Here is a 20,335-nt window from a genome sequence, read left to right as displayed (position 1 = left end):
ATCAAGTATATCCTCTATATTAGTCGGTTTTTCTGAATTGTCAATAGGCTGGCGACGCTATGCTGCGTTATTCCAGTGCACGAAGAATACGATAAAGCTGCTCTTTGAGCGCCTCGGCTTCTTCGAGCGTGAACAGCGTACCTTTTTTATTGACCAAACAGCCCATCGCATAGGGAATCTTTTCGGCTTCTTCGCGCAGGGCTTCCCCTTCCTGCGTGATCTCCACGATGACGACGCGCTCATCGTCCGCCTTGCGGCGGCGCTTCAGATAGCCCATGCTTTCCAACTTCTTGAGCACGGGCGTCAGGGTGCCGGAGTCAAGGTACAGACGCTTGCCGAGGTCGTGCATGGTGACGGTATGTTCTTCCCAGAGCACCATCATCGTGACGTACTGTGCATAGGTAAGGCCGATCTTTTTCAGAAAGGGATTGTAGGCAGCGACGATCTTGCGCCCCGTAGCATAAAGCGGGAAACAAAACTGGTTTTCCAGAAGAAGAGGATCGAATTCCTTTTTTGCCATTGACAACATCTCCATAGAATGATTCTTTTTTTTGATATTTTAGCAGATAAATACAATATAAGCAAATAAAATATAGAGAAATAAAATTTTATAAAATTATATTTGACAAAATATGATTGCGGTGTATAATAAGAGATGTAAACAGGTTCCCTTACATACGAAATGGATCGGGGCCCTGCTTATATGGACGCATTGGAAATTTGACCCTGCAAAGATTGGCTTTGAAGTAGGGTGTGATTGATTTGGATGAATATAGGAGGTTTTCATGATGAGCACAGTTGTTTTGGCAGTATCAACCTTTGTATGCGCTACGGCATTTCGGCTTCTTGGTGAAGAAGTGCGAAAAAGTTTAAGGAAGTGCTGAATAGGCTCATGCCTCTTTGCGGGAAGGATCATTCTGCATGAGGCAATGGCTGCAAGGAATCCGACAGCATGAGTTTCCGATGGGAGACGCATGCTGTTTTTATCTATGAAAATGAGGTGAGAGGCATCATAGATGAATCTTATCTCTAAAAGTCTACAGGATAAGTAAAATAATGATAATTGATTTCATTTACATACTGCGAGAAACATGTTATACTACATGCTAAGAAATTAAAGGAAGAAGGTGCAGTATGAATTTTTTGAAGAGAATGGTTCGGGGAAGCGGCAAGGGGATGTTCCTGCTGGCGGTCTGCCTTGCGGCAGCGCTTCTGGCGGCGGGATGCGGCGGTGCGTCGGGAGACTCATCGGCGGGCGCAAAGAAGAAGGTAACGGTCACGACGTCATTCCTCGCCGATATGACGAAGGAACTGGCGGGCGACTATGTTGATGTCGATCTCATCATTCCGGCGGGTGAGGATCCGCATCTTTACGTCGCGCAGCCGGCAGACCTCAAAAAGCTCAAGGATGCCGATCTCGTGCTCTACCACGGACTGCACTTCGAGGGCAAGATGGTCGAGATCCTTGAAAAGCGCGGTACGGCGGTGACGGCGGATTTCCCGACGGACGCTGTACTGCGCATGGAAGAGGACGGCGAGAGCGTCGTTGACCCGCACTTCTGGTTCAGCATCGCGCTCTACAAGAAGGCGACGGAGAAGGCGGCGGAGAGTCTCTCCAAGCTCGTGCCCGAGCATGAGAAGGAGATCCGGGCGAATTGTGCCGCGTACCTCGCCAAGCTCGATGCGCTCGACGCCGAGGTCAAGGAGAAGATCGCCTCGATTCCCGAAGGCAAGCGCAACCTCGTCACGCCGCACGACGCTTTCAACTATTTCTCGAAGAGCTATGGCATGACGGTCGTCGCGCCGCAGGGCGTGAGCACGAATTCCGAGGTGGCGAATGCCGACATTGAAAAGACCGCAGACTTCATCGTTGAGCACAAGGTCAAGGCGGTCTTTGCCGAGAGCACGACGAATCCCGAGCGCATGAAGAAGCTGCAGGAAATATGCAAATCGAAGGGCTTCGATGTCGAGATCGTCGGCGGCGAGGGGAATGAACTGTTTTCCGATTCGCTCGCACCCGCAGGGCAGAAGGGAGATACGTTCATCGACATGTATCGTTTTGACGTCGATCTGATCGTCCGTCATCTGAAGTAAGGAAAAGGGCAAAAAGGGCGGGCGACCGCCCTTTTTTGCTTTTGTCGGTTGGTGCGTTTGAGTTGGCTGATTCTAGGGAAAGAGGGCGGAATATGGGAGAAAAGATGCTGCTTCATGTGGAAGATGTGACGATGGCGTACCGCGAGAGCGCGGTGCTCTGGGACATTGATCTCGATGTGCCGACGGGCGTGCGATGTGCGATCGTCGGGCCGAACGGCGCGGGAAAATCGACGCTCTTGAAGGGGGTTCTCGGTCTTGAAAAGCCCGTCGCCGGCTATGTGCGCATCTGGGGCAAGACGATCGATGAGGTGCGCGAGCGCATCGCCTATGTGCCGCAGCGCGGCGCGGTCAACTGGGATTTCCCGACGACGGTGTTCGATGTCGTGCTCATGGGGCGCTATGTGCATATCGGGCTCGTGCGCCGCCCGGGCAAAGAAGATCGCGAGAGGGCGAGGGCGGCGCTCGCTGAGATGCAGCTCGAAAAACTCGCCGAGCGCCAGATCTCGGAGCTTTCGGGCGGACAGAAGCAGCGCGTCTTTATCGCGCGCGCGCTCGCGCAGGAGAGCGATCTCTACATCATGGACGAGCCGCTGGCGGGTGTGGATGAGACGACGGAGCGCATCGTCATGGACAAGTTCGTCGCGCTGCAGAAGGAGCGCAAGACGGTGATCGCCGTGCATCACGATCTTTCGACGCTCGATATGTATTTCGACTATCTCGTTGTCCTGAACCGCACGATCAAGGCGAGCGGCTACTTGAAGGATATGGACAAGGAGGCGGCGCTTGCGCTCGCTTTCCGCCCGAAGGAGCGATGACGATGGACACGCTGCTGAATTACACCTTTCAGATCATTGCTCTCGGCACGGCGCTTCTCGCAGCTGTCGCGGCGCCTGTTGGCGCTTTGAGCGTCTACAAGGGGCAGAGCCTCATCGGCGACGCCATCGGACATGCGACGTTTCCGGGCGTCGTCCTCGCATTCATGGCGTTTTCGACGCGCAGTCCCGCCGTGCTTCTCGTCGGCGCGATGGCGGCTGCTGCCGTCACTTTCTTCGCCATTCAGGCGGCGAACGAGAACACGCGCGTCGGACTCAATGCCAACCTTGCCGTATTCCTCTCGGGCTTCTTCGGCCTCGGCATGGTCTTGAAGAGCTTCATTCAAGGGAATGAAGCCTATCGCGGCGCGTCGCAGGCGGGGCTTGAGACGTACATCTTCGGGCAGGCGGCGTATATGCTCGAAGCCGATGTGAAGCTCATCGCTCTCGTCGCCGCCCTCTGCGCGACGCTGCTCTTCTGCTTCTATAAGGAATTGAAGGTATTCGTCTTTGATGCGGAGTATGCGCGTGCCGTGGGGCTGCCTGTACGCTTTTTGCAGGTTCTCCTGCCCTTTTTGACGATCGCTGTCATCGGCATCGGCATCAAGGCGGTCGGTGCGATCCTCATCAGCTCGTTCCTCATCATCCCATGCGTCGCGGCGAGCCAATGGTCGGACGATTTTGTGCGTGTGCTCTTCTTGAGCGCCGTCTTCGGCGTCGTCTCAGCGCTTGCCGGTACTTATGTGAGTACGCTGGAGCAGGGGATGTCAACGGGACCGAGCATCATCCTCGCGGCTTCCGCCATCGCTTTTTTGTCCATGCTCTTCGGCAAGCGGGGCGTGTTCAGAAAGCGCGGAAGGAGGGATGAGGCATGACGGATTCTTTGCTCGTGCTCGCTCTGACGGCGGCGGCGTGCGCCCTGCCCGGCGTGTTTCTGCTTCTGCGCAACCTCTCGATGATGGCGGATGCGATCAGCCACACGGTGCTCCTCGGCATCGTGCTGGCGTTCTTCCTCGTGCGCGACCTCTCGTCGCCGTGGCTCTTGATCGGCGCGGCGCTCATGGGCGTCGTGACGGTGCTGCTCGTTGAGCTTCTGGGAAAGACGAAGACGACGAAGAGCGACGACGCGATCGGCATCGTCTTTCCGATGCTGTTTTCACTCGCCGTCATCCTCATCAGCAAGTATGCGGGCAATGTGCATCTCGACACCGACATGGTGCTGATGGGTGAGGTCGTCTACGCGGGACTTGACACGGTGACGATCTTCGGGCATGAGGTCGCGGCATCCGCCGTCAAGATGGGCGCAATCTTCCTCGTCAATGCGGCGTTCATCACGCTCTTTTATAAGGAACTCAAGCTCTCGACCTTCGACGAGGAGAACGCACGTCTTATCGGCATGGCGACGGGCGCGATCTTCTATGCGCTCATGACGTTGATCTCCCTGACGACGGTCGCGGCGTTCGATGCCGTCGGCTCGATCCTCGTCATCTCGTTTTTCATCGCGCCCGCGGCTGCGGCGCTGCTCTTCACGAAGCGCCTGCATCACGCGCTCTTCCTCGCCGTACTTTTCGGCGTCCTCGGCAGCGCCGTCGGCTACGGTCTTGCGCTTCACTTCAATGCCTCAATGGCGGGCATGTGCGCACTCGTCAACATGCTCATCTATGTCATCGCCGTATTCGTCCATCCAAAGGGCGTGATTACGCGGCGCTTGAAGCGCATACGGCGCAAGGCGCGGCTCAAGGAGGAGCTTTTGATCATCCATCTTGGCACGCATACCGCCGAGAACCTTTACAGCGAGGAAAACGCCGTGCGCGACATCTCCGAGCATCTGCGCTGGAGCGAAAGGGAGATGCGGCGCGTCAGCGAAAGACTGAAGGAAGCCGGCATCGTGCGACGCTCGGGCGGTTACTACCTGCTGACGGAGAAGGGGGAGGAGCGCTATCGTGCGCTTTGCGAGGAGTATGTGATCTGAGGGAAACGCGGATGTCCTGTGCGCTTCATTTTCCAAAATTCGGACAGCTTCATTTCATCCGCGAACCTTTAAGGATATTGCAAATTTTTTTCGTTTGAATTATAATGGAAAAGCATGGAACAGCATTTGTTCCGCAGGTCATTGTTTTTGATGGGAGGAAGAAGGATGAAGAAATTTTTGGCGGCGGCGCTCGGCGCTGCGATGGGTCTCGGCATGTATGCGACGACGGTGGACGCGCATGGCGTGTTCTATGCGAACCGCCTCGATCAGAAGGCGCTCGTGCTCGGTGAAGGGCCCTTGGACAACGCCTATGATCCCGCGTGCGTACAGCGCATCGATGCCTACGATGTGAACTTCGAGCCGACGACGGTCGAGCGCGTCGATGCAGGCAACCATGTGACGATCGTGCCGGACGACGACCTCGGCGTGACGGCGACGTTCTTCGATTACGGTTACTTCGCCAAGACGACGGACGGTCAGGTCATTCCGACGCGCGACTATGCGAGCGTTGAGAACCTCAAGGCAGTGACGTATGCGCGCAAGTACAACGTGCATTATTGGAACGAGGCTGTGAAGCCGGGTGGTCTCTACAACGTGCCGATTCAGATCGTGCCTGCAGTCAATCCCTTGACGCTTCGCCGCGGCGATACGCTGCGTCTGCGCATCTACAAGGATGGTCAGCCGTATGCGAATGCGCCCGTCATCGCTGACGTGCTCGGCGATCTCACGACGGAAATGAACGCGGATGCGAACGGCTACATCACCGTGCGCGTGGCAAACAACGGTCTCAACGTCATCGGCGTCGAAGTCGGCTTCCCCACGGACGATCCGATCGTGACGGAGAAGATTTTCAGCTCGCTGTCGTTCATCATTCCGGCGGAGTAAGAAAGACATCGGATTCATGGAACAATGCGCGAAAGCGCAGCAAAAAATACCGCAGGCATTGTGCTTGCGGTATTTTCGTTTGCTGTATGTCGCGTACATTCACAGGCGCTTTTGCAGCAGCGCCGAGCAGCCGCGCAGGACATCGTCGTAGGTCGCGGCAAAATTGCCGGTGTACCAAGGGTCGGCGACTTCGCGCTTCTCACCTGCAAAGGAGAGCAGAAGTGCAATCTTGCCGTCGGGGTCGCCGCTCGAAAGGTGCATGAGGTCGCGCATATTTTCCTCGTCCATAGCGATGATATCATCCCATTGTGCATAGTCCTCGCGCCGGATTTGTCGCGCTGCACGAGGCGTGAAGGGGATGCCATTCTCTTGCAGGATCTTCTTTGTACCGGGGTGGGTGTCGCTGCCAATCGCGTCCGTGCGGCACGCGCGTGAGTCGATGATGAACTCCGCTTCGCGTCCTGCGCGGCGCACGAGTTCCTTCATCACAAACTCCGCCATCGTCGAGCGGCAGATGTTGCCGTGGCAGACAAAAAGTATCTTTTGCATGGAAAATCTCCTCTCCCTATTGCAGCGCTCTGCCACGGCTGTTGGCCTTTCCTTATTATGGCAGGGCGTTTGAATTCACATGGCTTTCGTCCGTATAATTGTATCGAAAAGAACGCAGCTTTTCAAGCGATTCAGAGGCTCGCATACGGTCTTATCCGAAGAGGGAAGAAATGAATCTTTATCAAATATGAACAAATTTCATTTTCATATTGAATTCTAACGCAGTCTGTGATATACTCACAAACGTGATATAAATAACTGTTCTCATCAGTTTATTTAACGGACAATCCTTTGAAGGAGATGCTTTTGTGGAAAATACGTGGGAATTGTTTCAAAAGGGCGGTCCTGTCATGTTCGCCCTTCTCGCTTGCTCGATCGCTGTTGCGGTCATTGCCATCGAGCGCTTTCGTTTCTACCGTCAAGCGGGCAGGGGAGCGAGCGATTTCGTCGCGAAGCTGCCGGAGCTTCTCAAGGGGAACGATCTGAAACAGGCGGCGGAGGTATGCCGCGTAGAGAACACGGCGCCCGCGTACATCGCCGAGATCGGCGTGCGCGCGGCGGCGGCGGGCGACGACTTGACGCTCGCGCTCGACACGGCGTACGCCGATATGGCGATGCGTCTGAGGGAGAGGCTCAACTATCTGTCGATGATCGTGACGATGGCGCCGCTCTTGGGGCTTCTCGGTACGATCTCGGGCATGATCGAGTCGTTCAGTATCTTCAGCGTGCGTGCGGGCGAGCCGCTTGCCATCACAGGCGGCATCGGCGAGGCGCTGATCGCGACGGCGACGGGGCTTTGCGTGGCGATTTTTTCGCTCATCGTGCATACGTATTTCGTGCAGAAGCTTGATGAGATGCTCGCCATGCTCGACAAGGCGGCTGCCGCCGTGCGGAACGCCTTGAAGAAGACGGGGGAGGATGGCTATGCGGCGTGATTTTCGTGTTACGAAAGAGCCGCTCGTCATGATCATTCCGATGATCGACATCATGCTTTTTTTGCTCGTGTTCTTCATGATCAGTACGATTTACATGGTGCAGACGAATACGGTGCAGGTCGCGCTGCCGCAGGCGGCTGCGGGGAAGATGGAGACGCGCCCGGATATCGTGCCGATTACGGTGACGGAGAAGGGCGATGTGCTCTACGACAAGGACGAGCTGCCGAACGAGGATTTGGCGGGTAAGGTGAAGGCGTCTTTGGAGAGCGACCCCGATACGGTGTTTGTGCTGCGCGGCGATAAGAAAGCGGATTATGAAGCTGTCGTGCTTGTGCTCGATCTCTTGAAGCGTTCGGGCGCGAAGCATGTTTCGATCGCGACGGAGACGGCGGCGGGGAGGCAGTGAGATGCGGTTCAAGAGCTACTGGCGCACGACGGTCGTCGCAGCGATCTTCCTGCACTTCTTCGTCTGGCTCGGTCTGGCTCTGGCGTTGCCTCTGCTCGATTTCGAGGGCGATCCCCTGGCGGTGCAGGAGATGGAGGTCGTAGATCTCCCGGAAGAAGGCTCTTCGGGCGAGATGGAAGAGAAGAAGCCCGATCCGCCGAAGCCGGAACCGCCCGAACCGCCGAAGCCGGAGACGCCGCCTGTGGAGACGCCGCCCGAAGATGTCATCCCGACGGAGACGTCGCCGACGGAAGCCGCCGAGTTGGACGAGGCGGTGGCGGAGCTGCAGAAGCAGGAGGAAGAGGCGAAGAAGAGCGGCGAGGACGGCAAGGATATCCTGCCGCCGGCGCCTCCTTCGCAGGCGGTCGGCGTCTTGATTGCGTCGGGCAATACGCCCGACACGCGCGGCACAGACTTTCGCGGTACGGTCGGCATCCTTGTGAGTATCGATGAGCAAGGCAAGATCACAGGCTATCGCTTTACGCAAGGCTCGGGCCGTACGGTCGTCAACCAGCTTGTTTTGAACGCGATTCAGAGCTTCAAGTTCGAGCCTGCACTCGATACGAACGGACATCCGATGAAAACGAAGCGCCTCCTGCGCTTTCCGTTCGATGGCTCGGGCAGCCATGCTTACGAGGACGACGAGAACAAGCGCATCCGCGTGAATAAGGAACTGTTCCTCAGAGAGCTTCACGCGAAGGGGCAAACGCCGCCGACGTAAAGGCTGGCGTTTCATGGAAATCATATAGGAGCTTTCCAAAAGGAAGGTGAAAGTTTTGAAAAAGATTTTATTTCTTTGTATGGCGCTCCTGCTCTTCACTGTGCCTGTCACAGAAGCGTCGCCGAAGTGGCAGGAAGTCGCGGACCGCATCGCGCAGGTGGTCGACCAGGCGGTTGCCGTCTACGAAACGGGCGACTACGAGGGAGCGAGGGATCTCATAAATGCTTCGTACTATGGCATTTATGAGAAGGATGGGCTGGAAAAAGTTTTGAGCACATCCGTTTCCGGTAAGGAAGCGAACTTGACCGAATACCAGTTTTACAAGGTCAAGAAGAGCATGAAGAACGGCGAGAGCATGGACACGGTGCGTCAAGAAGCCGAAAAGCTCAAGTCGATGGTCAATGACAATGTCAAGGCGCTTGAAAATGCGCATAGCGGCACGGGATGGGCGGCGTTTTTGCCCGCGTATCTGATTCTTCTTCGAGAAGGTTTGGAAGCGATTCTCGTGCTTGTAGCGATCATCGCCTATCTCAAGCGCGCGAAGGATGAAAAGCATCTTGGCACGGTCTACAACTTCTCGATTGCAGCGGTCGTCGCGAGTTTCATTTCGGCGTACTTGTTCAATACGATTTTGAACAATACGACGGGCGGCATGAGCCGTGAGGTGCTTGAGGGCGCGACTGCGCTCTTCGCCGTCGTCGTCCTGCTCTTGACGAGCGCATGGCTTGGCGGCAAGGCGAACAAGGACAACTGGAAGCAGTACATCGACGGACTCGTCAAGGAATCCATCACGCATGGCACGGCCAGGGCATTGGGCATGGCGGCGTTCCTTGCCGTCTACCGCGAGGGCGCGGAGGTCATTCTCTTCTATCAGGCGCTCTTCAACAACGCGGCTGCCGACGTCACGATGATCTGGTCGGGCTTCGGCGCAGGCTGCGTCACGCTGGCTTTGATCTTCTACGGTATGCAGCATGGCGTCTTGAAGATCCCCCTGCGGCCGTTCTTCCTCTTCACGAGCGGCTTGATGTTCCTGCTGGCTGTCACTTTCGTCGGCAGCGGTATCCAGGAGCTGCAGGAGGGCGGTGTCATCGCCATCACGCGTTTGGAAGGGTGGCCGACGATCGATCTTCTCGGCATCGTGCCGACGGCGGAGACGATGGGCGCGCAGCTCCTCGTGCTGCTCCTCGGCGCGGCGATGCTCATCTACGCGAAGAAGCGCAAGCCGAAATCGGCGTGATCGCCGCTTCAGGAGTCATTGGCAAAGGCGGAGTGAAGCGCTCCGTTTGCAGATGCAGCGGATTGCCGCATCTATATAGGACGTATTATGTAAGGGACGTCCAAGAGGAATTTCATTACATCATTTTTCGGAGGAGTGTGTTTTATGAAAATGTTCAAGCTTAAGAAACTCAAGTCGGCTTTGGCGGTCTGCGCGGTAGCGGCGTCGCTCTTCACGTTCGGCGGCTCTGCGTCGGCGGCGGGCTTCACGGAGTACCCGATCGGCGATGAGATCGAGAATGAGGCGAACCACTTCAAGGTGGCGCTCGTTTACTTCCAGCCGGTTGAGATGCTGCCCGCAGGCATGATGCTTTCGCCGGATAAGGCAGATATCCACATCGAGACGGATATCGCCGCAACGGAAGGCAACGACACGGGCTTCGGCGTCGGCGATTGGATTCCGTATCTGACGGTTCACTATAAGTTCACGAAGCGTGAGACGGGCGAGAGCGTCGAGGGCGTATTCATGCCGATGAACGCGGACGACGGCCCGCACTATGGCGCGAACGTCAAGATGCTCGGCGCGGGCACCTACGACATGCACTTCTCCATCGAAAGCCCGTACCGCCAGAACTACGGTCTGCACGTCGATGAAGAGACGGGCGTCAAGGGCCGCTTCTGGGATGAGCCTGTGACGATGGATTGGGTATTCAACTACGTCCCTCGCCGTTGGTAATGCTGAGCCGTCCAAGAAGCGAACCCTGAAAGGGTGAAGCTGATTGGGCAACGGCTCGTATGCGAAAACGTCCCAAGAGTGCAAGCCGAAGGCGTAGCGCGATTGGTAGACGTTGACCGCTGCTGAGCCGTCCAAGAAGCGAACCCTAAAAGGGTGAAGCTGATTGGGCAACGGCTCGTATGCGAAAACGTCCCAAGAGTGCAAGCCGAAGGCGCAGCGCGATTGGCAGACGTTGACCGCCTAGTTCGTTCACAAGCGAACCTCGTTCTCCTAAAGGGCATAAGCCCACCACCATCCGATGGGTGGCGGTGGGCTTTCCTTTCATATTCCTATAGCTAAGGAATCACTGATAAATTCAGCCACCCATCTTCACACATCTGCGCTGTCCTCTCGTCGTCGACAAATCCTCGACGTAGCACCGCTACGCCTGTGGTTTGTCTCCTCGATAGATACAGCGCATCTGTGCAAATCTGGGCGACCTCATTTTATCAGCGCTTCCCTAAAGTGAGGTGTAGAATATGCTGCAGATGTTCCTGCAACAGTTTGTGCCGGCGATGGAGCAGGTGCTGACGCTTGCTGTGCCGCTCGGCATCCTTTTCGCCATCCTGCGGCGGCTGCCGCTCGAAAAGTATCGCCGCAATTATAACACCGCAATTCATTGGGGCTTTTGGCTGTCCGTCGCCATTGTGGCGGCGCGTGTTGGTACGCGAAACGCCGTGAGCCGCGAGGTCGCCGAGGCCGGTGCGATCGCTTTCGCCATGATTGCGGAGATCATTCTCGTCGCTGTGCTCGTGCGCGGTGCAGGGCAAAGGGAGACGTTTTCAAGACCGCTGCAAGTCTCTGCCTGCGCCATCGGCGTTCTGCTCTTCTTCTATCACGGCATGGAACTTTGGCTCATTCCCATCGGCACGATCATATCGGCGGCGGGCGACTACATGACGCAGACGGTCGCCGTGAAGCTCGCAGGCTTTGCGGCAGGGCTGTTCTTCGGTGTCGTCAGTTCTTATGTCGCTTACAAGGCGGCGGCGGCACTCAACCCGAGAAGGCTCTTTTTCGTATTCGTCATACAGGCGGGCGCCATGTTCATCCAGCAGGGGATCTTCCTCGTGCAGGTGCTGATGGCGCGGCACATCCTCGACAGCGCGGCTCTTCTTTCCATCATGGCGCCGATCATCGACCGCTCATCGTGGCTCATCTTCATCATCTTTTTTGCGCTCCTCTTTGTGCCGCTGACGCTTTTCTCGCAGAAAAAGCCCGAACGTCCTGCCGGCACGAATCCCGCCCAGTATCGCCGCATGATCATGCAGGCGATGCACAAGCGGCGTTGGGGGACGGCGACGGTGCTGTTCCTCGCGGGCATGGTCTTTCTGTCGAGTTTCGGCGCGAGCTATGCGAACCGCAAGGAAGAACTCGTGCCGGCTGTCCCCGTCACGGCGGTCGACGGCTCTGTCGATGTGGATCTCTCGGTGGTCAACGACGGGCATCTGCATCGCTTCGTCTATCAGACAGCGAGCGGGCAGATGGTGCGCTACATCGTGATCTTAAAGGGCGGCAACTCCTATGGCGTCGGGCTTGACGCCTGCGAGATCTGCGGTCCGACGGGCTACTATGAAAAGGATGGCCAAGTCATCTGCCGTCTCTGCGACGTCATGATGAACAAGGCGACGATCGGCACGAAGGGCGGCTGCAACCCGATCCCCATCGAGTACAGTGTGGCGGACGGCAAGCTGCGCGTGCCGCAGGAAGCCTTAGAAAAGGCGCGTGACGTGTTCCGCTGATGCGTGAAGGAGGGATACAATGTTTTGGCAGATGGTAAAAGGCGCTCTGATTCGCCAGAGGAAGCGCTTCTTCCTCATCGCGCTGACGGCGGCTCTCGGCGTATCGCTCGCCGCCGCCATGCTCAACGTCATGTTTGACATCGGTGAGAAGGTCAATCAAGAACTGAAAGCTTACGGGGCGAACATCACCGTCACGCCGCGCAATGCTTCTGTGCTGCAGGATGTCTATGGTCTTGAAGGCGGACGCAGGGAATACTTAAACGAGGCGGATGCGGCGAAGATCAAGACGATCTTCTGGACGAACAATATCGTCGCATTCGCACCGGAGCTTTCGGGTGAAGTCGCGCTTGCGGACGGCAGGAATGTACCCGTCATGGGGACATGGTTCGATCATGAGGTCGAGCTGCCGACGGGCGAGAAGATGCGGACGGGCGAGAAGGAAATGAAGTCGTGGTGGAAGATCGACGGCGCGTGGCCGACGGAAAGCCCCGACGAAGCGCTTGTGGGAACGAAGCTCGCGGGCGCGCTGGGCTTGAAGCCCGGCGACTCGGTTTCCTACCGCACGAAAGACGGCGCAGAAAAGACGCTGAAGATCACGGGTGTCGTCACAGGCGGCGGTGCAGAGGACGAGGCTCTGACCGTGAACCTTGCGCTTGCGCAGGAGCTTTTGGGCGTACAGGGAAAGATCGACAAGATCGATGTCTCCGCTGTCACGACGCCCGAGAACGACCTTGCGCGAAAGGCGGCGGAGAATCCCGAGCGCCTTTCGCAGAAGGAGCGCGAGATCTGGTACTGCACGGCGTATGTCAGCTCCATCGCCTTCCAGATCGAGGAGGCGATCCCCGGATCTTCGGCGCAGCCCGTGCGTCAGATCGCCGAGTCCGAGGGCAAGATCCTCGAAAAGACGCAGATGCTCATGTTGCTTATCACGGGGCTTTCGCTTCTTTCGGCGGCGCTCGGCGTGTCCAATCTCGTCAGCGCGAACATCATGGAAAGAAGCCGCGAGTTTGGCTTGATGAAAGCCCTTGGCGCAACCGACCTCTCCGTCGTGCTCGTCGTTCTTGCGGAAATTTTCATTTCAGGCATCTTGGGCGGCGCCGTCGGCTACTTCGGCGGACTTGCGCTTGCACAGGCGATCGGTCAGACGGTCTTTGGTTCAAGCATCGCGAACAATCTCGTCGTCATTCCCATCGTGGGCGGACTCATGGCTTTGATGCTCCTCATCGGCAGCCTGCCCGCCATCCGTATGCTTCTCTCCTTGCAGCCCGCAAGCGTCCTTCATGGCAGGTGATTCGATATGGCAGGAAGAATAAAAAAACTGGAAATGTTTCTGCGCATGATCGTGCGGGCGCTCTTTCGCCAGAAAGCCCGCATGTTCGTCGCCCTCTTGGCAGTCGCGGTCGGCGCGGCGATCATCTCGGGCATGATTACGGTCTATCGTGAGGTGCCGGCGCAGCTCGGGCGCGAGTTCCGCGCTTACGGCGCGAACGTGCTTCTCCTGCCCGCAGGCGAGGCAAAGACCTTCGGCGGTGCATCGCTTGAGAAGGTGCGCGCTTCGCTGGCAGACCGCGATGTCGTCGGCGTCGCCCCCTTCCTCTATGAGCGGCTTGAGGTCAATAAGCAGCCGGTCTTGACGGGCGGCACGGACTTTTCCGAGGTCAGGAAGGTCAGCCCCTATTGGATGGTCAAGGGTGAGTATCCGAAAGCAGGCGAGCGGGAAATCCTCATAGGATCGGAGATGGCATCGAAGATCGCGCGTGATACGGACAAGCTCATCGGTCAGACTGTCACCGTCAGTGCGGGCGAGGGCAAAGCGATGATGCCCTTCACCGTCTCCGGTATCGTCTCGACGGGCGGCAAGGAAGAGCAGTTCGCCTTTTTGAATCTCGATGAGCTGCAAAAGATCGCCGAAAAGCCGGATGCCATCGGTCTTGCACAGCTCAGTATCGTCGCCGATGGCGAGAGCCTAAAATCCGTCGAGGACGCCGTGCGTGCGGCGAACGCCGGCATCGAGCCGCAGGAAGTGCAGCAGATCGCGCACTCGGAGTTCAACGTCTTGAAGAAGCTCGAAATCTTGATCCTGCTCGTGACGATCATCGTCCTCATTTTGACGCTCATCTGCGTGACGACGACGATGACGGCGGTCGTCACCGAGCGCCGCCGTGAGATCGGCCTCAAGAAAGCGCTTGGTGCATCGAACGGCAATATCGTCGTGGAATTTCTCGGAGAAGGCTGTGTGCTCGGTCTCGTCGGCGGTCTTTTAGGCAGCGGCTTCGGCTACCTTTTCGCGCAGAGCGTGAGCCTGAACGTCTTTTCGCGCGGCATCGCCTTTGCCCCGGGCATCGCCGTGCTCGCCGTCATCTTGTCCGTCATCGTGACGGGCGTCGCGAGCCTCATCCCCGTGCGCATCGCGACGAGCGTTGATCCCGCCATCGTCTTGCGGGGAGAGTAGGAGGGTCTTATGAGTCTATTGGAGTTAAAGGGCGTGACTATGGCGTACAACGGCAAGGTCAAGGCGCTCGACAATGTCAACCTCACGGTGGAAAAAGGCGACTGGCTCGCCGTCATGGGCCCTTCCGGCTCGGGCAAGACGACGCTCATGAACATCATCGGCTGCATGGATCATGCGACGAGCGGCACGGTCATGCTTGACGGCATCAATCTCACGGAGGTTTCCGACCACGAGCTTACGCTGATCCGCCGTGACAAGATCGGTATCGTCTTTCAGCAATTTCACATGATCCCGTACCTCACGGCGATCGAGAACATCATGGCGGCGCAGTACTATCACAGCATCCCCGACAAGAAGGAAGCGCTCGAAGCGCTCGACCGCGTCGGTCTTGCCGACCGCGCCGACCATCTGCCGAGTCAGCTTTCGGGCGGCGAGCAGCAGCGCGTCTGCATCGCACGCGCCCTCATCAACTATCCTGTGCTGATACTTGCGGATGAGCCGACGGGCAACCTTGACGAGGTCAATCAGAACCTTGTCATGAAGATCTTCCGCGAACTGCACGCCGAAGGTCATACGATCCTCACGGTCACGCACTCTGCCGAAGTCGGTGCGGCAGCGGAACGATGCGTCGTCATCGAGCATGGGCACATGGTGGAGAAGAGCGCCGAAGAACAAGCGGCGGCGAAAGCGAAGGAAGGGATCAAGGAATGAATCTGCAAAAGAAGTCTTTGACGCTGGCTTTGGGCGTCGCCGTCAGCGCCGCGTTCTTTGTCGGCTGCGGCGACGAGGCGGCGAAGGACGCTCCGAAGGACGGCGGGGCGCCGCAGGGCGTCGCTGTCAAGAAGATTGCCGACATCGACCTCTCACAGGCGAAGGACGGCACGTATAACGGCGAAAGCAGCGAGAACTCCGAGTATGGTCACGGCAAGATCGCCATCACGATCAAGGATCACAAGATCGAAAGTGCGACGTACTTCGGCATCGACAAGGACGGCACGATGAAGGGCGAGGACTACGGCAAGAAGAATGGTCAGGTCAGCGATGCGCAGAACTACAAGAAGGCGCAGAACGCCGTCAAGGCGAATGCGACCTACGGCGCACAGCTCGTCGAGCGCCAGCAGCCGGGCAAGGTCGACGCCATCTCGGGCGCGACGATCTCCTATGAGCAGTTCATCGAAGCTTCGACGAAAGCGCTCGATGAAGCGAAAAAGTAACGATGATTCTTTTGCAGAAGCTGCACAATCGGTATCGGTCAGGAGCGCGGCGCATGAGAGATGAGCGTTCTTTGGCAACCCAAGGCGCAGGGCATTTTGCCCTGTGCCTTTTGCTCGTTTTTCTTGCCGCTTCTCTTGCGGCGGGCTGTTTGCCAACACAGATGAACCGAGATGTTTCCCACGCCGCATACGAGGCGAGCGAGGAGTTCTTCGCGATGGATACGAAGATGACGATCAAGGTCTATGGCGAAGGCGCACCCGAGGCGGCGCGGGAGGCGAAGGAGCAGCTTCTCGCGCTCGATGCGCTTTGGAGCGCGATGCGCGAGGGGAGCGATGTCGCACGTTTGAACGGCGGCGCGGGTGAAATGACCGCGCTCGCGCCCGAGACGATGCGGCTTCTGCGGCTCTCCGAGGCGGTGCGCGAGGAGACGAAGGGTGCGCTCGACGTGACGCTTCTGCCGCTCCTCAAGCTCTGGGGCTTTGCGGGCGGCGCACATCGCGTGCCGACGGCAGAGGAAATCGAGGCGACGCGCGCCTTGACGGGAGCGGGAAAGCTCAAGCTCGACGAGGCGGCGGGTACGGCGCGGCTCGAAAAGGGCAGCAGCGTCGAGCTTGGCGCGGTGGCGAAGGGCTATGCGGGCGAGCTTGTCACGGCGGAACTCAAGTCGCGCGGTGTGCGCTCGGCAATCCTCGACCTCGGCGGCAACATCGAGACGGTCGGCACGCGCGAGGGCGGCGCACCGTGGCGCGTGGGGCTTCGAAATCCTTTCGGCGGAGCGCTTCTCGGCACGGTCGAGGTCGCGGACGCCGCCGTCGTGACCTCGGCGATCGACCAGCGCTTCTTCACGGATGCGGCGGGAAACCGCTATTGGCACATCCTCGATCCTGCGACGGGTGCGCCTGCGGCGAGCGGCCTTGCCTCTGCCACCGTCGTCGCGGCGTCGGGCGGCAGAGCGGATGCGCTTTCGACGGCGCTCTTCGTCATGGGCGCGGATCGCGCCGCCGCTTTCTGGCGCGAGCGGCAGGATTTTGAGATGGTGCTCGTCGGCATGGACGGTCATGTGTGTATTACCGAGGGGCTTCTTGACCGTTTCTCGGCGGGCGAGGGACTGACGGGAGAAGTGGAGGTCATTCGATGAACGGGGGAAAGAAGGCGCGTCTCTTCGCTCTTTTCGCCGCGCTCTTGCTCGGCGCGGCAGGTGCGTGGCTCTTCATCGCCGCTTCTCGCGGGGAAGAAGCGGCGGAGTTGGACGCGGTCGAGGTCGTGCAGGACGGCGTGGTGATCTATCGCTTCACGCGGCAGGAACTGCAGGAGGAGCGCCATATTCGCGTGCCCTATGGCGAGCACGAGAACGTCATCGCGACGGGCGGCGGCACGATCCGCATCGAGAGCGCCGACTGTCCCGATCAGATCTGCGTGCATACAGGCGAATTGAAGGGGGACGGCGCACCGATCATCTGCCTGCCGCATCGCCTGGAGATTCGCCGGGCGAAATCGGGCAGCGCGGGAGAGTCGGCAGGCGAGGCCGATGCGCCCGACGCGGTGGCGAGGTGAGGGGCGCGCGGCAGGAGCGCGGCGCTCGGCAGGGCGCGTCCGCGCGGACGCGTATATGCGCAGCGGGAGCGGAGGAAGCGGGGCTGGCGCAGCAGGGGGCGGCGCGGCTGACGCTTCTTTCCATCTGCCTCGCACTCTCTTTGATGCTCTTCTTCATCGAGCTTCGCCTGCCGCTCGTCGCGGCTGTGCCGGGCTTCAAGCTCGGCCTCGCGAACATCGTGACCGTCGCCGCGCTCCGTCTTTTTCGCGCGAAGGAAGCGCTCGCGCTCCTCGTCCTGCGCATCGTACTCGGCGCGGCTTTCGCGGGCAGCCTGCCCGCGCTGTCATTCAGCCTTGCAGGCGGGCTGCTGGCACTTTCGGTCGGCGTCCTCTTGCTGCGGGCGGTCCCGCGCGTGCCGCTCGCGCTGCTCGGCGTCGCGGGCGCACTCTCGCACAACGCAGGTCAGCTTCTTGCCGCCGCCTTCTGGCTCGGCACGCTCGACGTCTTTTACTATGCGCCCATGCTCTTTGCGCTGGCAGTTTTCACGGGATCTGCCACGGGTCTCCTCGCGCGGGAGATTTTGCGACGGTTGCCTTTGAAAAATAAGAAAATTTCTCAAAAGCTGTAACAAATGTTCCCGAAAAAGCATTTATCTAGTGTTATACTAGGAAACAGAAAGAGAGGAGATGACAACCATGAAAGGTCAGGCAGGCAGGGTCTTCCGTCCCGCCGAGGAAATGGCGCCCGTCCCGGGCTGCACGGTGTCGGAAGCTATCAGCGCGGCGGGCGGCAACAACGTCGTCTGGTTCTCGCTCGCAGAAGCGACGGACATCAGCGCGGAGAGCTACGAGCGCCGCCGCCTCTGGTACGTCGCTTCGGGCGCGATGGAAGCGGTCGAGGAGAGCGGGAATACGCCGCTCGCCGCAGGAGATTTCTTCGTCGTTCCCGTCGGTACGCCCGTGGGCGTCAAGACCGAGCGTGGAGCCGTATATCTTGAGATCAGTTTGCAGGAGGGAAAGACCATGAACAAGGCAATCGAGGACAAGAAGGTATTTCAGCTGGCAGAGCTTCTGCCGTGCCAGGAGGGCAAGATCGTCAACATGGATCTCGTGCAGAGTCCGAACCTCAAGTTCGTACTCATGAGCTTCGGCGCGGGCACGGGGCTTGACGAGCACGCGGCGCCGGGCGAGGCTCTCGTCTTCGCGCTCGAAGGCGAGGCCGTCATCGGCTACGAGGGCAAGGAGTACACGGTTCACGCGGGCGAGAACTTCAAGTTCGCGAAGAACGGCAGACATTATGTGCGTGCCGTGAAGAATTTCAAGATGGCGCTGATGCTGGAGCTTGTTTGAGCCGATACGAATACGAATACAGGCATGTTCGTGCCTGTGCGGTTTCGGCAAGCGGGAAAAGCGTGCGGGCAGGATGAAGCCCGTGCGCTTTTTTTATGAAAGCGGCGGCAAATGCGAATTGCTTTCAGCAAAAGGCTTGACATCCGCCGCTTTCGTGATAAGCTAAGAGTATAATGTTTCATTAGATTTACAAGGAGTGGATACGATGAGGAACAGCAAGATCAAATGCATCCATGCACGCGAAATCGTTGACTCGCGCAGCAATCCGACGGTGGAAGTCGACGTCGTTCTGGAGGACGGCAGCTTCGGTCGTGCGGCGTCGCCGTCCGGCGCATCGACGGGGCAGTTCGAAGCGCTTGAACTGCGTGACGGCGACAAGGCTCGCTACCTCGGCAAGGGCGTACGGAAGGCGGTCGAGAATGTCAACACGACGCTCGCCAAGGCGGTCGTCGGCGTCGACGCTGCGGATACGGCTCTCGTCGACCGCACGATGCTCGAAGCGGACGGCACGGAAGACAAGTCGAAGCTCGGCGCGAACGCCATCCTCGCCGTTTCCATGGCGGCGGCGAAGGCGGCTGCTGCGAGCGAGGAGACGTCGCTCTATCGCTTCTTGGGCGGCAGCCAGGGCGGTCTTTTGCCCGTGCCGATGATGAACATTCTGAACGGCGGCGCTCATGCGGCGAACAGCATCGACGTGCAGGAATTCATGATCATGCCGGTCGGCGCTCCCGATTTTGGCACATGCATCCAGTGGTCGTCGGAAGTCTTCCATGCGCTGCAGAGCCTTTTGAAGGCGGACGGCCATGCGACGGGCGTTGGCGACGAGGGCGGCTTCGCGCCGAACCTCAAGTCGGACGACGAGGCGATCGACTACATCATGCGCGCGATTGAGAAGGCAGGCCACAAGCCCGGCAAGGACTTCGTGCTCGCGATGGACGCGGCCGCCAGCGAGTGGAAAGGTTCGAAGAAGGGCGAGTACAAGCAGCCCAAGTCCGGTCAGGTCTTCACGACGGCAGAGCTTGTCGAGCATTGGAAGAAGCTCGTCGATAAGTACCCGATCGTCTCTCTCGAAGATCCGCTCGATGAAGAGGATTGGGAGGGCTGGCAACTCATCACGAAGGAGCTTGGCGACCGCCTGCAGATCGTCGGCGACGACCTCTTCGTGACGAACACGAAGCGCCTCAAGAAGGGCATCGACATGAAGGCTGCGAATGCCATTCTGATCAAGGTCAACCAGATCGGCACGCTGAGCGAGACGCTCGCCGCCGTCGCTATGGCGCATAACGCGGGCTTCAAGGCTGTCGTATCGCATCGCTCGGGCGAGACGGAAGATACGACGATCGCCGATCTCGTCGTCGCGCTGAACGCCGGACAGATCAAGACGGGCGCACCGAACCGCAGCGAGCGCGTCGCGAAGTACAACCAGCTCCTGCGCATCGAGGAAGAGCTCGGCAAGAACGCCGTCTTCGCGGGCAAGAACGCCTTCAACGTGCCTCTGCCGTGAGCTTGAACGGAAAGTTTCAGTAATTCCAAGATTTACAGCCTCCCCGACGGGGAGGCTGTTTTCGTCCCAAGGGTTATCATCAAAACTAAGAATCACTATTGACAAGTCGATAAAGCGCGGGTAGAATAGAGCGGTAGCA

22 protein-coding genes are annotated in these 20,335 nt (G+C 58.5%); 20 read left to right on the top strand and 2 right to left on the bottom strand.

Features of this window, described 5'->3' with window-relative positions:
* Window positions 1–67: 67 nt before the first annotated feature.
* Window positions 68–520 (bottom strand): MarR family winged helix-turn-helix transcriptional regulator, encoded by a 453-nt coding sequence (locus ACO5Z0_RS02610; RefSeq protein ID WP_485649091.1) that lies wholly within the window; start codon window positions 518–520, stop codon window positions 68–70.
* 614 nt (window positions 521–1,134) lie between these two features.
* On the opposite strand from ACO5Z0_RS02610, the gene ACO5Z0_RS02605 reads away from it, so the two are divergent.
* From ACO5Z0_RS02605 to ACO5Z0_RS02585, 5 genes are all read left to right on the top strand, one after another.
* Window positions 1,135–2,094 carry a metal ABC transporter solute-binding protein, Zn/Mn family gene (locus tag ACO5Z0_RS02605; RefSeq protein WP_485649090.1) on the top strand — a complete coding sequence of 320 codons (960 nt, stop codon included), beginning with the start codon at window positions 1,135–1,137 and terminating at the stop codon, window positions 2,092–2,094.
* Between the two features lie 92 nt (window positions 2,095–2,186).
* Entirely contained in the window at window positions 2,187–2,909 is a 723-nt protein-coding gene (locus tag ACO5Z0_RS02600) for a metal ABC transporter ATP-binding protein (protein ID WP_442676693.1), read from the top strand.
* A 2-nt stretch (window positions 2,910–2,911) separates the two neighbouring features.
* Entirely contained in the window at window positions 2,912–3,781 is an 870-nt protein-coding gene (locus tag ACO5Z0_RS02595; protein WP_485649174.1) for a metal ABC transporter permease, read from the top strand.
* Complete coding sequence (locus tag ACO5Z0_RS02590) at window positions 3,778–4,878, top strand: metal ABC transporter permease (RefSeq protein ID WP_485649089.1); 1,101 nt, start codon at window positions 3,778–3,780, stop codon at window positions 4,876–4,878. The genes ACO5Z0_RS02595 and ACO5Z0_RS02590 overlap by 4 nt, the downstream gene beginning before the upstream one ends.
* A 165-nt stretch (window positions 4,879–5,043) precedes the next feature.
* Window positions 5,044–5,763, top strand: a complete 720-nt coding sequence (locus tag ACO5Z0_RS02585) for a DUF4198 domain-containing protein (RefSeq protein WP_485649088.1) — start codon at window positions 5,044–5,046, stop codon at window positions 5,761–5,763.
* Window positions 5,764–5,862: 99 nt separating this feature from the next.
* Here ACO5Z0_RS02585 and ACO5Z0_RS02580 read toward each other — a convergent pair whose 3' ends face one another.
* A complete protein-coding gene (locus ACO5Z0_RS02580) occupies window positions 5,863–6,312 on the bottom strand; it encodes a low molecular weight protein-tyrosine-phosphatase (protein WP_485649087.1) in 450 nt (149 codons plus the stop codon).
* 308 nt (window positions 6,313–6,620) lie between these two features.
* Between ACO5Z0_RS02580 and ACO5Z0_RS02575 the strand changes: the two genes are divergently transcribed.
* The 15 genes from ACO5Z0_RS02575 (at window position 6,621) to eno (ending at window position 20,196) form a co-directional block, all read left to right on the top strand.
* A complete protein-coding gene (locus tag ACO5Z0_RS02575; RefSeq protein WP_485649086.1) occupies window positions 6,621–7,247 on the top strand; it encodes a MotA/TolQ/ExbB proton channel family protein in 627 nt (208 codons plus the stop codon).
* On the top strand, window positions 7,237–7,653 hold the full coding sequence (locus ACO5Z0_RS02570; RefSeq protein ID WP_485649085.1) for an ExbD/TolR family protein: 417 nt from the start codon (window positions 7,237–7,239) through the stop codon (window positions 7,651–7,653). Before ACO5Z0_RS02575 ends, ACO5Z0_RS02570 begins: the two co-directional genes overlap by 11 nt.
* Before the next feature lies 1 nt (window position 7,654).
* Window positions 7,655–8,413 carry an energy transducer TonB gene (locus ACO5Z0_RS02565; RefSeq protein WP_485649084.1) on the top strand — a complete coding sequence of 253 codons (759 nt, stop codon included), beginning with the start codon at window positions 7,655–7,657 and terminating at the stop codon, window positions 8,411–8,413.
* 55 nt (window positions 8,414–8,468) lie between these two features.
* Window positions 8,469–9,650, top strand: a complete 1,182-nt coding sequence (locus ACO5Z0_RS02560; RefSeq protein WP_485649083.1) for an FTR1 family iron permease — start codon at window positions 8,469–8,471, stop codon at window positions 9,648–9,650.
* Between the two features lie 144 nt (window positions 9,651–9,794).
* Complete coding sequence (locus tag ACO5Z0_RS02555; RefSeq protein WP_442673943.1) at window positions 9,795–10,364, top strand: iron transporter; 570 nt, start codon at window positions 9,795–9,797, stop codon at window positions 10,362–10,364.
* Window positions 10,365–10,882: 518 nt separating this feature from the next.
* Window positions 10,883–12,142, top strand: a complete 1,260-nt coding sequence (locus ACO5Z0_RS02550; RefSeq protein ID WP_485649082.1) for a Fe-S-containing protein — start codon at window positions 10,883–10,885, stop codon at window positions 12,140–12,142.
* 19 nt (window positions 12,143–12,161) lie between these two features.
* Window positions 12,162–13,433 (top strand): ABC transporter permease, encoded by a 1,272-nt coding sequence (locus ACO5Z0_RS02545; protein ID WP_485649081.1) that lies wholly within the window; start codon window positions 12,162–12,164, stop codon window positions 13,431–13,433.
* A 6-nt stretch (window positions 13,434–13,439) separates the two neighbouring features.
* Complete coding sequence (locus ACO5Z0_RS02540) at window positions 13,440–14,594, top strand: ABC transporter permease (RefSeq protein ID WP_442673724.1); 1,155 nt, start codon at window positions 13,440–13,442, stop codon at window positions 14,592–14,594.
* Window positions 14,595–14,603: 9 nt separating this feature from the next.
* Window positions 14,604–15,305, top strand: coding sequence for an ABC transporter ATP-binding protein (locus ACO5Z0_RS02535; protein ID WP_442673723.1), 702 nt, complete (start codon window positions 14,604–14,606; stop codon window positions 15,303–15,305).
* A complete protein-coding gene (locus tag ACO5Z0_RS02530) occupies window positions 15,302–15,808 on the top strand; it encodes an FMN-binding protein (protein ID WP_485649080.1) in 507 nt (168 codons plus the stop codon). Before ACO5Z0_RS02535 ends, ACO5Z0_RS02530 begins: the two co-directional genes overlap by 4 nt.
* Before the next feature lie 2 nt (window positions 15,809–15,810).
* Complete coding sequence (locus tag ACO5Z0_RS02525; protein WP_485649079.1) at window positions 15,811–16,947, top strand: FAD:protein FMN transferase; 1,137 nt, start codon at window positions 15,811–15,813, stop codon at window positions 16,945–16,947.
* Window positions 16,944–17,363, top strand: coding sequence for a NusG domain II-containing protein (locus tag ACO5Z0_RS02520; protein ID WP_485649078.1), 420 nt, complete (start codon window positions 16,944–16,946; stop codon window positions 17,361–17,363). The genes ACO5Z0_RS02525 and ACO5Z0_RS02520 overlap by 4 nt, the downstream gene beginning before the upstream one ends.
* On the top strand, window positions 17,360–17,971 hold the full coding sequence (locus ACO5Z0_RS02515; RefSeq protein ID WP_485649077.1) for a Gx transporter family protein: 612 nt from the start codon (window positions 17,360–17,362) through the stop codon (window positions 17,969–17,971). Before ACO5Z0_RS02520 ends, ACO5Z0_RS02515 begins: the two co-directional genes overlap by 4 nt.
* A 67-nt stretch (window positions 17,972–18,038) precedes the next feature.
* Window positions 18,039–18,692 carry a cupin domain-containing protein gene (locus ACO5Z0_RS02510; protein WP_485649076.1) on the top strand — a complete coding sequence of 218 codons (654 nt, stop codon included), beginning with the start codon at window positions 18,039–18,041 and terminating at the stop codon, window positions 18,690–18,692.
* 205 nt (window positions 18,693–18,897) lie between these two features.
* Window positions 18,898–20,196, top strand: coding sequence for a phosphopyruvate hydratase (gene eno / locus ACO5Z0_RS02505; RefSeq protein WP_485649075.1), 1,299 nt, complete (start codon window positions 18,898–18,900; stop codon window positions 20,194–20,196).
* Window positions 20,197–20,335: the final 139 nt, after the last annotated feature.

This window comes from Selenomonas sp., from assembly GCF_057272215.1.
This window is presented reverse-complemented; position numbering and strand designations above follow the sequence as displayed.

Coding starts and splice junctions, on each gene's coding strand:
- ACO5Z0_RS02610 (WP_485649091.1), bottom strand. CDS start 520: ATGGCAAAAAAGGAATTCGATCCTCTTCTTCTGGAAAACCAGTTTTGT.
- ACO5Z0_RS02605 (WP_485649090.1), top strand. CDS start 1,135: ATGAATTTTTTGAAGAGAATGGTTCGGGGAAGCGGCAAGGGGATGTTC.
- ACO5Z0_RS02600 (WP_442676693.1), top strand. CDS start 2,187: ATGGGAGAAAAGATGCTGCTTCATGTGGAAGATGTGACGATGGCGTAC.
- ACO5Z0_RS02595 (WP_485649174.1), top strand. CDS start 2,912: ATGGACACGCTGCTGAATTACACCTTTCAGATCATTGCTCTCGGCACG.
- ACO5Z0_RS02590 (WP_485649089.1), top strand. CDS start 3,778: ATGACGGATTCTTTGCTCGTGCTCGCTCTGACGGCGGCGGCGTGCGCC.
- ACO5Z0_RS02585 (WP_485649088.1), top strand. CDS start 5,044: ATGAAGAAATTTTTGGCGGCGGCGCTCGGCGCTGCGATGGGTCTCGGC.
- ACO5Z0_RS02580 (WP_485649087.1), bottom strand. CDS start 6,312: ATGCAAAAGATACTTTTTGTCTGCCACGGCAACATCTGCCGCTCGACG.
- ACO5Z0_RS02570 (WP_485649085.1), top strand. CDS start 7,237: ATGCGGCGTGATTTTCGTGTTACGAAAGAGCCGCTCGTCATGATCATT.
- ACO5Z0_RS02565 (WP_485649084.1), top strand. CDS start 7,655: ATGCGGTTCAAGAGCTACTGGCGCACGACGGTCGTCGCAGCGATCTTC.
- ACO5Z0_RS02555 (WP_442673943.1), top strand. CDS start 9,795: ATGAAAATGTTCAAGCTTAAGAAACTCAAGTCGGCTTTGGCGGTCTGC.
- ACO5Z0_RS02550 (WP_485649082.1), top strand. CDS start 10,883: ATGCTGCAGATGTTCCTGCAACAGTTTGTGCCGGCGATGGAGCAGGTG.
- ACO5Z0_RS02545 (WP_485649081.1), top strand. CDS start 12,162: ATGTTTTGGCAGATGGTAAAAGGCGCTCTGATTCGCCAGAGGAAGCGC.
- ACO5Z0_RS02540 (WP_442673724.1), top strand. CDS start 13,440: ATGGCAGGAAGAATAAAAAAACTGGAAATGTTTCTGCGCATGATCGTG.
- ACO5Z0_RS02535 (WP_442673723.1), top strand. CDS start 14,604: ATGAGTCTATTGGAGTTAAAGGGCGTGACTATGGCGTACAACGGCAAG.
- ACO5Z0_RS02530 (WP_485649080.1), top strand. CDS start 15,302: ATGAATCTGCAAAAGAAGTCTTTGACGCTGGCTTTGGGCGTCGCCGTC.
- ACO5Z0_RS02525 (WP_485649079.1), top strand. CDS start 15,811: ATGATTCTTTTGCAGAAGCTGCACAATCGGTATCGGTCAGGAGCGCGG.
- ACO5Z0_RS02520 (WP_485649078.1), top strand. CDS start 16,944: ATGAACGGGGGAAAGAAGGCGCGTCTCTTCGCTCTTTTCGCCGCGCTC.
- ACO5Z0_RS02510 (WP_485649076.1), top strand. CDS start 18,039: ATGAAAGGTCAGGCAGGCAGGGTCTTCCGTCCCGCCGAGGAAATGGCG.
- eno (WP_485649075.1), top strand. CDS start 18,898: ATGAGGAACAGCAAGATCAAATGCATCCATGCACGCGAAATCGTTGAC.